Below are 13,539 nucleotides of genomic sequence, written 5' to 3'. Positions count from 1 at the left end.
TCAAGCCCGGCATCCATCCAGCCCACAGCACATTCCATCGACCATGAATGCACACGCAGGACTTTTCCCGTCAATCCTTCTTGCCGCCCTGTCCATAACGATTTCCCTTCCTTCGGCAGCCATCGCCCAACAGGAACAAAAAATCGAAACGCAATCTCCGAAACAGGCCCGGAAAGCCATCGAACTTTTCCTGAAACGAACCGCTCTGAGGATCATCGAAATGGAGTGGACTTTCGGGTATGAAAACAGAACGCCCACGGAATCCGACCGCGCTCGCGTTATGCTCTCCGGAGGAATATCCGACTGCCCGCCCGACTTCCAGGAAGCCTGGATCAAGCAGACCCGCCACCCCGGCAGAAATTACGCCGCTCCTCTCCTGCGCCAGTACGGAATCTCCATGGCGGAACTCAGGAACGAACTGTCCCGGGAATTGCGAAGAATTGACTCGCGCGTCCGCCCTCCCATCCCCCTGTACGACGATGAGGAAAAACCGGAACGTTTCGATCCGATGACCTGCGGGCCTCGCGATGCCATCCTCGCCGCCGTCGCCAAGCTGGATGCCAAACTCTCCGGAATCGATCCCGCTCAAGCGGCCGTCTGGAAACAGGCAATCCACGACGTCATGATCGAGTTCATGCTTTCCTACATGGAAACCGCCGTCTGCATGAATGCGGCCGGCATTCCCCGGGACGACGTTTCCAGAATGTTCAACGCTATTAATGTACAAGCTTGTCCCGAAGACTTTCGGAAAGCCTGGGCGCACGACATCCCCTACTTCTGCAACGGACAATTCAATTCTCCGGAACTCCGTCTCTCCCCGGTATGCAAGAAATACGGTGTCGATGAAGCAGCCATCCTCACCTACATCCGGAAAAAAATGCAGGAATGGGATATCACGACACCGACCGCCGCCACACAACCACGCTTCCGCGATGACATGAAGGATCTCCGGAATAACATCCTCGCCGGACGTAAACCTGCCGGTGGAAAATGACAAAATTCCCCCCTCTCTCCTTGCGGCAGCGCTCCATGCCACGGCAGATGCGACGCACTCCGTTCATCCCGCAAGAGGACGAAGTAAGGATATTCCGTTCATGACACCGCCGCCAACAGGAGACATTCCCGAATCCCTGATTGCACAAATCCGGGAGTTCCGCATGCGCCTGTTCCGTACGAGGGCTTGCGAAGCTCTGGTCGTCTGCCCGACTATTGCGGCGGCCTGTTATCTGGTTTTCTTCCTGTCCGACCGTCTCTGGGACACGCCGGGTATCCTGGCGTGGGCATGTATTCTGCCCGTTTTCCCAGGGATTCCCCTCTATCTCTTTGCCTGGTGGTTAAAATGGTTTCGCACGGAGAGGACGCCACGCCAGCTGGCATTTCTGCTAGCCCGCAGCAATCCCGCCCTAGGGGATCGTCTTCTGGGAGTCATCGACCTGGCATCGTCCACGCCGGACGAGACGGTTTCCCCCCGTCTGAGACAGGCCGCCATCGTCCAGAACGCCCAAGAACTGGCTGGAAAGGATTTTTTCTCCGGTCGTCCGCGAAAATCCGTTATCACACGGGTATTCCTTCCTGTTTTTCTGATTGTAATTGCAGGTTCCGTATTTTTAGCCTTCCCGGATGCTGCCGGGAACGCGTGGCGCCGATGGGCAAACCCGTTTCATCCACCGGAACGTTTCACCTTTACCGTCCTGGAGCCACTCCGAACCCGCCTCATCGTCGCCCAGGGAGAATCCTGGCCCATGGAGTTCCTCCTCTCCTCGGCCTCATCTCACAGGCCGGAAACGGCTCACTTCCGATTGGACGGCGGAACATGGAATGAAATCGGCCTTTCTCCGGACAAAACGGGGTACCGCTTCACTCTTCCCCCCCTGTATCAGGCAACACGCATGGAATTCTCCGCCGGAGATACTCTTCACCGCCTGAAAATCATCCCGCAGCCAAGACCGGGCATGGAACGAGCCGAGGCAGAAATCACCCCACCCTCCTACACAGGCCGCCCGCCTTACCGGGAACCGATGAAAGCCGGGGCCATTCCTGTACCGGAAGGAAGTACAGCCGACATCCGTGCCACGGCCACACGCCCCCTGCTCCGGGCATCGTCCTCGCCGGACGACCGTCCCATCCGCATTGAAGGAAAAACGGTTACTATCTCCGGAATCTCCATGGAACGTGAGCCGCAGGAATGGGAATTGTCCTGGACGGATACGGACGGTCTGCAAACATCCTCTCCACGCCATCTGACGCTGACCCCGGTCGAAGACCGCCCTCCTCGTGTCCTCCTACACGAAGATCTTGACAATAAATATATTCTGGAAAATACATCCATCCAAATATCCATTGAAGCCACGGATGATTACGGCATCCGGGAAACAGGTATCTCATGGGTCGGAGAACAGTCCCTCGGCCAGTCGTCATCCCCCGGAACCTCGACGGAAAGAATCCTCAAACCGGGTTCCCCGACCACAACAAGCATCACGGAACACATGGTTTTCCGGGCTAAAGATTTAGGCATTTCACCCCAGCGCGTCGTCATCCGCGCCTTTGCCTCGGACTACTCCCCTCATGGGAAACGCGTCTATTCCGACCCGTTCATTCTGTACATCCTGACCCCGGAACGCCATGCGGAAATGATCCGGCATTCACTGGAACGCCTCATCGGCGCCCTGGAAGAATTGTCCCGTTCCATGGATTCCATCGGAGACGAGACCAAGAGCATCCTCCTAGCCGACCGGAAATCTGATAACAAGGATCTCCGGGAGAAAATCCCCGAACTCGTCCAACAGGAACAGACGAACAGGCGCCAACTCTCCGACCTCCTCCGCCAGGGTGAAGCCATCTTCCGCGAAGCTACACTTAACACGCAAATCGATCCGGACGGTATGAAGCGCCTGATGGATTCCATCCGGCAAATGTCCCCGCTCCCTGCCGGTACCATGCGCAATGCCCAGAAATACTTCGAACAAGCCGCGGAAACCGTTTCTCCACAGGAAATGGAATCCACTCTAAAACAGGCAGATAGAGAACACGAACAGGCTGTCGAAGCCATCAAAACCGCTATTGCCTCAATGAACGCTGCCACCAAAAGCATGGAGGCCGGCACCTTCGTCGCACGCCTCCGACATTTATCGAAGCAAGAGGAATCCGTCAGCCGCTCACTCGCCTCCTACCTCCAGACTACCGTAGGACTTCTTCCCGACGAACTCCCGCCCGCAGCCAAACGCAACATGGAAGCTATTGATGCCCTCCAGAAGGCCACGACACGCAACCTGGGCTGGATGCTGGAAGATCTGGCCTCCTACCGCCAGCGGGCCACCCACCCCATCTACGGAGACTTATACGAAATCATGCAGAATTCGGAAATCGTCCGTCGCATGGAAAACGTATCGGAATACATTGCATCCTCCCAGTCCGGCGTCGGGATCGAACATGCTCTCCTCCTTTCCCGGGCTCTGGAACACTGGGCCCGTCTTCTGGATGACAGTAAAAAAACATCCCATGCAACAGGCGGAGGCAGCGGCATGGCCGGCTCCGGTGGGGGAGAAATCTCCCAATCGGCCTTTGAGCTCACACTCAAGCTCATGTTCATGATCCGCTCCCAGCAGGATATACGCCTGAGAACGCGAGCCATGGAAGAAGAACGGAGGGAACATCCCGACCAGTCTCGGGATACCTCCGGCCTGGCCCGTGAACAGGATGAACTCCAGGCAGATACGATGGACATCATTTCCGAACAAACCGACCGCAACGTCATCGCCCTGCTGGAACAATGCCGCCATGCCATGAACGATGCCGTCGACGAACTCGAAGCCAACCGAACGGGAGGCCCCGCCATCGCTGCACAAACGGAGGTCATTGAGTTGATTTACCAGGCAGCCCTCCGCATGAACGGCGGAGACAACAGGCAGGAGGAAAATGCCGGAACTTCCACCCTCATGGATATGATACGCCAAATGCTTGGTCTTGAAACCGATTCCGTGCATAAAAAGACGTCCCCCTCATCATCTCCCGGTGCAGGAACGGGCAGTTCCGGTACATCGCCGGAAGGGAATACGCCGATGCCGGACGACGATCAGGCACCTGTTCACAAAACTAGAAGTGTTCCAAAGTCAACCGGCTCCGGAGCCGCCGACATGCCCGAAGAATTCCGGAAAGCCCTGGACGCTTATAACAAAACGCTGCAAGAATGAAGCCCTCCAACTTCCAACACGGTCACATTCGGAAAGCACGGTTCGTCCGGTGCTTCCTTCTGCTGATGTTGTCCGGGCTTGGCGCGCTTCCGTCCACAGGAAGCCCCCGGGAGCAAGACGGACAGGAAAGAACCTTCACTCGCCTGACTCGAACGGACGATACCATCCCCCCTCAAGTAGAGTATATGTACGTCAAGGCTCTCGACTTCCTCAAACGAGAACAAAAGGAAAACGGCACCTTCGACGGCACCTACGGAGACGACCCTGCCGCTGCAGCTTTTTGTCTCATGGCTGTTTTGGCACACGGGGAAGACCCAGTTTCCGGGCCATACTCCGAGCTGGTACAGCGATCCCTGGATTTCATTCTCTCCAGCCAATCGTCCGAAAACGGCATGATCGGATCCACCATGTATTCCCACGGTTTCGCCACTCTGGCTTTAGCGGAAGCCTACGGAGCCATTCCAGACGATCGTCTGGGACCTTCCCTGCAAAAAGCCGTCGAATTGTCTCTGAAAGCCCAGTCCGTCAACCCTCTGGGAGCCTGGCGCTACGATCCCACCAGTACGGACGCCGATACGAGCGTCACCGGGTGTATCCTCGTTTCTCTCCACGCCGCAGCCAATGCAGGCATTGAAGTCCCACACAAAGCCTTGGACAAAGGATTACAGTTCATGGCTTCCTGCCGGGATTCCAAAGGGATTTACGGCTATACCTCTCCCGGCAGCGGCAGTATCGCCGTCTCGGCGATCGGATTGCTGACTCAGGCTCTTGCCAAAAAGCATGAAGAGCCTTCCTTCCAAGCCACCCTGGCCTTCCTGAAATCGAAACTCCAGACGAGGGAAGATACCTACCCCTACTACATGGAATACTACATGGCCCAAGCCCTCTTCCATGCCGACGAAGAAATATGGCGGGCCTGGAACCGCCGCAATTTCCGTCTCATGGCCGCTTCCCAGGCACCGGACGGATCCTGGTCCGGAATGCGTTCCCCGGGATATTCGACGGCATTCGCCCTGCTCTCTCTGGCAGTCAACTACCGCTTCCTGCCCATTTATGAAAAATAGGCTTTCATTCCCCATTCTGTTCACCTGTACAGCCTCCACCCTGGCATCCGCCGTTCAGGTGGATGTGATGATGGAAGACGGATTCAAGGCATCCGGGGAATTGATAGCCCTGGACGCCCCTCAAGATTCACTCACGATCCTCCCCACCGGCAACGGAAAAACGCTTTGGGACATCAAGTTGTCCCAGATTCACTCCATCCACATGGAACAACCCCGGAAGAACACGCAAGACAAATACCCGGATATTATCGTCCTGCGCGGAGGATGGAGGGAAATCCTCCCTGCTTCCTTGAAATCCATCGAGCACGGGAAAGCCGTCTTTACCAGTCCCTACCGCCATGGAACCTCCGTTATTCCCAAGAATCTCATTCGGGCTATCAAACTGAACGACCCTAAACTTTTTCCCATCCTGGCCGATCTTCCGTCTTTCGATATCTTCTGGATCCCATCCTATCAAAAAAGCCTTCAGGAACAACAGATGCAATGCCTCGAAAAGGCCAATCCCAATCATCAACCGGGTTCCAGCCTTGTCTTGCCTTCCGGCACGGAATGGGGCAAAAACATGGATCTCAACGCTGCTTCGTTCGATTTACGGATTGACGTTTCCATTCCTCTTGCCGGGTCAGGCAGCGGCAGGAAAGACCGTCTGGTCCTCTTCTTCGGAGGGGACGGCACGCGTTCACCCATGAGCAACCCCTCCGGTCTCTACCTCCATACCGATGGAGTTGCCTGGAAGCTCTCTTACAGCGACTCTCCGCTAACTTCCCATACGATCAATTCCCTTCCCATCCCCAAACCAGGTTCCCGTCATCGTCTTTTCCTGAGCGTTACGGAAACGCCCCGGGGCACCTCGTTCAGTCTCTCGGCGGACGGTCATACCCCGCGTCGCACTGTCGTGCCCTGGGTGGCTCCGTCCGGTACTTGGTTCACGTTCGCCATCCCTCAAGGTCAAGTGGAACTCTACGGACTAAGGTTGTTCAACAAGTGGGACATCGCCTCCAACATCCTGCCTTCAGACAACACCCGGGAAGACAAAATCAATACAACGGACGGCAAGACCATCGTCGGAGACATCACTTCCTACCAAGACAGAACCAACGTCGTCACCATCAAAACGCCTCAACGCCCGATGGAAATTCCGTCTGAATACACCTCACTGATGGTCTTTTCCAATGCCGATATATCCTCTCCTTCGGACAAAGACACTGAAGGACGCGACTCCGTCGTTCTCCAAAACGGAGGCCGTTTATACGGTTCCATCCGTTCTCTGAACAAGGGCATCCTGATCCTGGATCATCCCATCCTGGGCACCCTCACGATACCCGGACAGGACATCAACCGCCTGGATTTCTTCAATCAGGAACCTCCTACCCGCTCCACGCCATGACCTCCGCTCTCCGATTGCTTGTTTCGGCTGCAGCCATGCTGGCGGCAGTCATCCTTCCCGCACATGCGGCGGCAGGTAAAGCCATCGTCTTCTTCCGAAACGGCTCCACAATCCCCGCCATACTCGACAGGACGGAAACTCCCCGCAGCGGCGGCTCACCGTCCATCATCCTCAACTCTCCGGTTCTCAATGCCCCCATTTCCACCCTTCCCTCGGAGCTCAAGGAAGTCATCCTGCCGGACAATGCAAAAAAAGGAGAGGGCCAGTGCATGATCAGGCTCTTCTCCAACGAACAGATCTCTGGAGAAATCAACACAGTTTCCTCCTCCGGTACAACTATCCGTCCCCTCTGGGGAGAGGATATCAGCCTCCCCTCCGAAGCCATAGCCTACATGAATATCAACAATCCCGGATCCCTGCTCTATTCGGGAACGGAGGATATCTCAGGTTGGAGCGGCTTCACACCTCCTTTCCCGACACCGCCGCGTTCGTGGTCATCCTACAGGGGCACCTTCCTTTCCATGCCTCCGGGAGGCATCATTGCACGTGATGTCAAGCTTCCCCCTGCCATCCATATTTCCATGGTCGTGCAAGGCAATCCGTTTGTCCGCTTCCTGATGCACATATGGAAGGATGTCAAAGCACCAACCGCCGATAAAAACGGTTCCTATGTGGACTTCTACCTGCTCAACGACGTTTTTCAAATTACGGAAATCGTCCGTTCCTCCATCAATACAGTTGCCAACGACCCCATCTCCCAGAACCGGGAGGAAGATGATCGGAAGGCGCAAACTCCCGTCGCCCTGGATCTCTTTGCCGACAGGAAAGCAGGTTATTACTGCTTCTACGTCAACAAAAAACTCGTTAAACAATGTACGACGGAAGAAATCTCCCCCGGAGACGAAAGCGCCCCATCGGGAGAAGCCCCTTCCGAGTACGGTACCGGATTGTCCCTGGAATCCTTCGATTCGGTCCTGCTCATCAGTTCCCTGCGCATCACGCAATGGAACGGCAAATACCCAGGAGACGAACTCCTGCCACCGGAAGAAAGACTGCCCATTCCACGCCCCGGAACTCAGGACAACGACATGGCTCTTCTCGTCAACGGCGATGTGCTGAGGGGCAACATCCGGCAACTCTCCGGCAAGGAACTCCTCATCCAATCCGACCTCTACAAAATTAAAGTGCCTCTGGATAAAATCATCCAACTGCGCATGCAGACCAAACCGGACCGGACAGAAAACGCCTATACGATTGCAGGCAAACCTATCTTTTACTTAACGGACGGTTCGATCCTTCGTGGCGAACTAGAGAAAATAGAAAACGGTTCCTGGACAATTTCCAGTCTCTCTCTCGGTTCCGTCACCATTCCGGACACCATGTTTTCCCGGATCGTCTTTCCGGAAACACGCTCCTCTCCCTCACGATAATCTTCTCTTTCCCGGACAATATCCGGGAACTTCCGTTCATCTTCGAAAAAGATACTTCCCTTAGACTTCGCGCGGAGGAAGGACAAAGCCGAAACGATCAATTCCGTGCCGGGCGCACTCCTCCCACAGAGCCTTTTCATAGGGCTCGGACATGGCGCGTTTTTCCTCTTCGGTCATGGCTTCGAACTTTTGAGAGCCGAGGAAGTGAAGGAGGGACATGTCCGCCATGCGCGTCACCAGATCGTCCCAGAAAACGTTGTCACGGTATTCATTGACGCAATCCCCGAGAAACGAATGATCGAGGTATTCTTTGGTCAGGTAGTAATTGCGCCCGTCGGGAGAAAACTGAACACGTGAAGAGAATTTCGGATTCTTTTCCAATTCCGCAAGGACTTTGTCACAAACAGCACCCCAGGCATTAAACTCGCGTTCGCGCCCCTCGTCGCGGATTGGCTCCGCCACCATCATAGCCAGGTAAGCCATGTCGGCCAGAATCATCAATTCTTCACCAGTCAATTTAATCTGTGTACTCATGTCTTGCTTGAAAAAAGAACCTCGCGGCAGCCAATTCGAGTTACATCAGCCCCAGTTTCATCCGGCCTTCTTCACTGACCATGTCCTGGTTCCACGGGGGATCCCAGATCATTTCGACATCCGCTTCTTCCACTCCGTCAAGGGCTTCCACTCGGGACTTGGCTTCGTCCATAAGATGGGGGCCCATGCCGCAACCGGGAGCCGTCAAAGTCATCTTGACGGCAACGTGATGCAAGCCATTTTCCAACCGGGTGACAATAACATCGTAGATCAGTCCCAGATTGACGATGTCGACCGGGATTTCAGGGTCATAAATACATGAGAGAGTTTCCCATATACGATCTTCCAGAGAGGAATTTTCCCCCAGACCACCGGAAGCAGGAGCATCTTCCTCCTCTTCCATGCCCAAGGCATCGCTATCCTCCTTGGATAGGCGCATCAACCCGGCATCGGTCGCCACGGTATAGGAGTTGCCGAGAGTCTGGGTAATGTACACGCGGGAACCGGCAGGAAGCGAGATGGAGCTTCCACTCGGAATTTGAATTCCGGATACTTCTCTTTTCAGTTCGACCACTTGGTTTAACATAATTTTCTCGCCGTTGAGAGTGCCGGAAGCAGGTCTTTTTGACAATCTCCTTTTCTGTTCTCCAACCGGATTATTTCTTTTTGAACAATTTGCTGGCCCGCCCTCTCAATTTCTAGTAGGAGCCAACGGATTACTTCCCTGCACACCATCCACAAAATATGAAATACTCCATCTTCATCCTTTCCCTGCTGGGGATGTTTTCCGCTACTGCCGCAACAACAACGACAGTCGTCCCCATGACGCCTTCCCTGCATCTTCCCTTTTGCCGGGACTGTCTGTTCATCAACCGTCCATTCCCCCCGGAGGATATTTCCATGGATTTCCGTGCCGGCTGGGGCAGCAAATATGAATGCGAAGGCATCAATGCCTGGGAAACCTCCTACTCGTTCTACATGGCTCAGGCCCACTTCGATCAATTATCTTTCACAACCTGGTATGGAGTCGCGGACAATGCCAACCATGCCGAATTCAAACTCCGGCTCGACTACAAGCAGGACATCGGCCACCTGACGGTCAATCCCTGGTATGAACACAGTTTCGTCGCTCCCGGCGAATACGGAGTACCCCGCCCCGGGTTGGAACTTACATGGCACTTCAACGACATTCTGTTCGCCGGTACCAACTTCTATTGGCAGTACAACCGGGATAACACCACGTTCCGCGGATTTTACGCCGCCTTTGCCGGAGGACATTACGAACTGACCCACAGGCTCTTCCTCGATACAACCGTCCGCTATGGCTACAATGGAGGGTATGTCTCCTCCGTCGACCACCACGGCTCTAACAACATGGACTTCAACTCAACGTTGACCTGGACGTTTTCCGACAGAGTCTCCCTGGATGTCTTTGCGAACTATTCCCTGGCTCTAACGACGGTCAAACAAAAAAACCTCGGTAACGACTTCTATTACGGAGCCTCCCTGAGATTCAATTTTTAGGCAAAAGATCAAGAAAGCATAATATCCCATTTCATTTTCTTCTCTTCTTGCATCAATACTAATTCCGATTTAGGATAAAAGAGTCTAGGAAATGACATTCATCGCATGAATCTGGAAATAACACATACGCCTCTGGCTGAAATCGTTCACCTAGCCGGAAGTCTCGACTCCCAAACGACCAATGTGCTCATGAATAGTCTTGTTCCATTCTGGGAGACTCTGGACAGAGGACTCATCTACAACATGAGTAACTTGCAGTACATGAACAGCGACGGATTGCGCCTGCTCGTCATCACTGCCAAAACGCTGAATAACAAAAAATTGCCATTCGCCATCTGCAACCTCTCCGAATTTGTCACAAAAATAATCAATGTATCGATGTTTTCCGATTTTATCTCCGTATATACTACCGAAGAGGAGGCCTTGGCGGCCATGACCTCCGGAGTACCACCCCGCACCCTGCCCTGACGCCCCATGGTTATCATTGATCGATTCCGCAAAGCCATCAAGCGTTCCTTTGTTCTTAAATTGAACATGGGCATCATGGGAATTATCCTGGTGTGCTTCGTGGCCATTGCGGTCATCCTTGGCAAGCAATCCGCTTCTCAAATGGAAAAAACCCAGATGGAGCATGGAATTCTGGCCGTTAACCGCGCTGCCAGCAAAATCGACATGCTGATGGTCCATACGGAGAATATCGCCAAAATCAACGCAGCCTACATTGAAGCCGTCAAAGATCCCGAACTTCGTTACAAACTTGTCCAGCGTATCGTCTTCCGGGGAATTACACCCTTCATCAAATCCGATCCATGTATCACGGGTGCCGGCGCGGCCCTCAACCCCAATTTCGAGGAAGGCAGCAAGCTTCCCTGCTACAACTTCTTTTACAACTCTATCACGGACAAGCACGAATCCACGAAGGAAATTCCTCAGGATGTTTATACTCAGTCCCGTTGGTTTATCAAAGCGGAAGCGCCCGACGCCAAGCCATTCTGGATCCGTCCCGAATCCTTCCCGGAAACCAGTGCCAAAAAAAGCACGATCCTATACGTCGTTCCCATGTACGAACGGGAGAACAAGACTTTTATCGGCTGTCTTTTCATTGAGCTCACTCTCAGGGAAATCGAGAAAGCCCTGGACAATATTCACATGGACGGGACCGGATTCTGCTTTATTTGCGACCGGGATGGAAACTACATCATGCACCCTTCCCGCAATGTCGAACAAAATGGCAACATCGCCCAGCATTTCGGATTCTCCATCAATGAGACCGAGAAAAAGGAGATGATCCAGAACATTCGGGACGGCAACGAATGTGCCTTTCACCTGCCCATCTCATCTGTTTACAAACACGGAGAATTCATCTTCATCACTCCCTGCGAAAATGGTTGGTCGATGGGATTCGCCGTCTCAGGAGACATGATCTGGAACAAAACGAAACAGCTCATCCTGCTGGTGGGCCTCTTCAGCCTGATTACCGGCACGACGGTTTGCCTTCTCGTGTATTTTTTTACCAAAAAATATAGCAAGTCCCTCATTGCCCTCAGCAAGGCCGTCAAAGATATCGGAGAAGGCAAATTCACCGTCCCCATCCCCAAATACAAGGACAAGGATGAAATCGGACTCCTGACGCGGACATTCTCGAACATGCAGATGGAACTCCTCTCCTATCTGCACGAACAGGAACTCAATATCATTGCCAAACAGGATTACCAGACCGATCTTTCCGTCGCCAAGAAAATCCAAATGAGCATCCTGCCCAAGCTCACGCACGAATTCACCCGTGATCACAATTTTCGCATCGGAGCCACCCTCATGACAGCCAAAGGTGTCGGAGGAGATCTTTACGATTTCTTCATGGCGGACAAAAACCATCTCGTCCTGATCATCGGGGATGTCTGCGGCAAGGGGATCCCCGCCGCTTTGTTCATGGCAGTCACCCAAACTCTCCAGCGCGGCATAGCCGTTCCCACAAAACGCGTCGATAAAATTGTGACGGAACTCAATACGATTCTCTACAATAACAACGATGCCAATATGTTCGTCACCTACTTCTGCGCTATCATGGACATCAGGACTGGCCGCATAAGCTACTGCAACGCCGGACATAACCCCCCCTTCATCCGCAAGGAATCGGGAGATCTCATCGAACTGTCCGTCAGAAACGGACTTCCCATCGCCATCTTCCCGCAGACCTATACCTACTCGGAAACAGTCCTGAATCCGGGAGACACACTCATCCTCTACACCGACGGCGTCACCGAAGCTTTCAATCCAGACCAGGAACTCTTTGGAGAAATCCGCCTCAAACAAGCCATCGCTTGCGCCATGAGCTCGGAACCAAGTTTCATCATCGACACCATCATTCGGCATATGAACCAGTTCGTCCGTGATTATGAACAATCAGACGATATCACAATTCTGGCCGTCACCAGAACCCAGGAACCATAAGCCTGAAAGTTCTAACGGCAGAGTTGTCTAAAAATTGCCGAAATACCTTGCATTTACAACGATCTTAAATTAAAAAACAGACAATGCAGGTTCAATCCGTTCATCAATTTAAAACCGGGTTCTCCAATGGGACCCAAGGGCTTTTTGATGCCATGGATTCCGCGGAAAAAGCATGTCAACAACACGGTGCCGATCTCAGATCGACTAACATAGTCAGACTCTGCATCGAAGAACTCGTCACCAACGCCCTCAAATACGGCTCCGACGAAAACACCCGTGTGACAGTCTCAATTACTTTGACTTTTTCCCAAGACAACATCCTGCTCATTATAGAAGACGATGCTCGACCCTTTAATCCATTGACCGAGGCTCCCAATCCCAACCTGACGGAAAAGCTGGAAGACCGGGCTATCGGAGGGATGGGTATTTACCTACTCAAAAACATGACTAAAAGCATGTCCTACCAATACAGCGAGCATAAAAACATCTTAACGATCTCCATTTAACACCCAAACACTAACAAGTACGATATGAGTCTTAACATCAGCACTCAGGAACGCAGCGTCGGACACTTTGTCATTTCCCTGTCCGGCAAACTGGATACGGAAACCTATTCCAAATTGGAAAATCTCATCAATAATCTGACAGAAGATCAAGTCAACTCCATCACCCTGAATATGGCGGATCTCACCTACATCAGCAGCATGGGGTTGCGCGTCATCATTCAAACGACAAAGATACTCAAGGAATGCCACGGGCAACTTATTATCACCAATGCCACTCCCCCTATCCAGGCTGTTCTGGAAATCGCTAAAACTCTCCCATCCCTTTCCATCTTCTCCTCCACGGCAGAAGCCGATGCTTATCTGGCCAATATCCAGAAAAACACGATCAAATAATATTCCGTCCACTTCTTCCCCCCGAGAAAACGGACAAACAATTTTGTGAGATCTGCAATG

The 13,539-nt window shown here is 53.1% G+C and carries 12 protein-coding genes; 10 read left to right on the top strand and 2 right to left on the bottom strand.

Annotated features, from left to right (window positions below; all coding sequences use genetic code 11):
- Positions 1 to 43: 43 nt before the first annotated feature.
- The 5 genes from QET40_RS04900 to QET40_RS04880 all read left to right on the top strand — a co-directional run bounded on the left by QET40_RS04900 (position 44) and on the right by QET40_RS04880 (position 8,071).
- Entirely contained in the window at positions 44 to 994 is a 951-nt protein-coding gene (locus QET40_RS04900; protein WP_280126051.1) for a hypothetical protein, read from the top strand.
- Between the two features lie 100 nt (positions 995 to 1,094).
- A complete protein-coding gene (locus QET40_RS04895; RefSeq protein WP_280126050.1) occupies positions 1,095 to 4,190 on the top strand; it encodes a hypothetical protein in 3,096 nt (1,031 codons plus the stop codon).
- On the top strand, positions 4,187 to 5,254 hold the full coding sequence (locus QET40_RS04890; protein WP_280126049.1) for a terpene cyclase/mutase family protein: 1,068 nt from the start codon (positions 4,187 to 4,189) through the stop codon (positions 5,252 to 5,254). Before QET40_RS04895 ends, QET40_RS04890 begins: the two co-directional genes overlap by 4 nt.
- Positions 5,244 to 6,641, top strand: a complete 1,398-nt coding sequence (locus QET40_RS04885; RefSeq protein ID WP_280126048.1) for a hypothetical protein — start codon at positions 5,244 to 5,246, stop codon at positions 6,639 to 6,641. Before QET40_RS04890 ends, QET40_RS04885 begins: the two co-directional genes overlap by 11 nt.
- A complete protein-coding gene (locus tag QET40_RS04880; RefSeq protein WP_280126047.1) occupies positions 6,638 to 8,071 on the top strand; it encodes a hypothetical protein in 1,434 nt (477 codons plus the stop codon). The genes QET40_RS04885 and QET40_RS04880 overlap by 4 nt, the downstream gene beginning before the upstream one ends.
- Before the next feature lie 60 nt (positions 8,072 to 8,131).
- On the opposite strand, the gene QET40_RS04875 is transcribed toward QET40_RS04880, so the two are convergent.
- On the bottom strand, positions 8,132 to 8,605 hold the full coding sequence (locus tag QET40_RS04875) for a hypothetical protein (RefSeq protein WP_280126046.1): 474 nt from the start codon (positions 8,603 to 8,605) through the stop codon (positions 8,132 to 8,134).
- 40 nt (positions 8,606 to 8,645) lie between these two features.
- Positions 8,646 to 9,191: a putative Fe-S cluster assembly protein SufT gene (sufT, locus tag QET40_RS04870; RefSeq protein ID WP_280126045.1), complete on the bottom strand. Its 546-nt coding sequence runs from the start codon at positions 9,189 to 9,191 to the stop codon at positions 8,646 to 8,648.
- A gap of 158 nt (positions 9,192 to 9,349) precedes the next feature.
- Here sufT and QET40_RS04865 point away from each other — a divergent pair, with 158 nt between their 5' ends.
- From QET40_RS04865 to QET40_RS04845, 5 genes are all read left to right on the top strand, one after another.
- Positions 9,350 to 10,129 carry a hypothetical protein gene (locus tag QET40_RS04865; RefSeq protein WP_280126044.1) on the top strand — a complete coding sequence of 260 codons (780 nt, stop codon included), beginning with the start codon at positions 9,350 to 9,352 and terminating at the stop codon, positions 10,127 to 10,129.
- A gap of 105 nt (positions 10,130 to 10,234) precedes the next feature.
- Entirely contained in the window at positions 10,235 to 10,597 is a 363-nt protein-coding gene (locus tag QET40_RS04860; protein ID WP_280126043.1) for an anti-sigma factor antagonist, read from the top strand.
- A gap of 6 nt (positions 10,598 to 10,603) precedes the next feature.
- A complete protein-coding gene (locus QET40_RS04855) occupies positions 10,604 to 12,580 on the top strand; it encodes a SpoIIE family protein phosphatase (protein WP_280126042.1) in 1,977 nt (658 codons plus the stop codon).
- 152 nt (positions 12,581 to 12,732) lie between these two features.
- Positions 12,733 to 13,086 carry an ATP-binding protein gene (locus tag QET40_RS04850; protein WP_280126041.1) on the top strand — a complete coding sequence of 118 codons (354 nt, stop codon included), beginning with the start codon at positions 12,733 to 12,735 and terminating at the stop codon, positions 13,084 to 13,086.
- 24 nt (positions 13,087 to 13,110) lie between these two features.
- Positions 13,111 to 13,479 carry an STAS domain-containing protein gene (locus tag QET40_RS04845; protein WP_280126040.1) on the top strand — a complete coding sequence of 123 codons (369 nt, stop codon included), beginning with the start codon at positions 13,111 to 13,113 and terminating at the stop codon, positions 13,477 to 13,479.
- Positions 13,480 to 13,539 lie beyond the last annotated feature (60 nt).

Source organism: Akkermansia sp. N21169, from assembly GCF_029854675.1.
Classification (GTDB): domain Bacteria; phylum Verrucomicrobiota; class Verrucomicrobiia; order Verrucomicrobiales; family Akkermansiaceae; genus Akkermansia.
The sequence above is the reverse complement of the archived record's forward strand: the minus strand, read 5'-3'. Positions and strand labels throughout refer to the sequence as shown.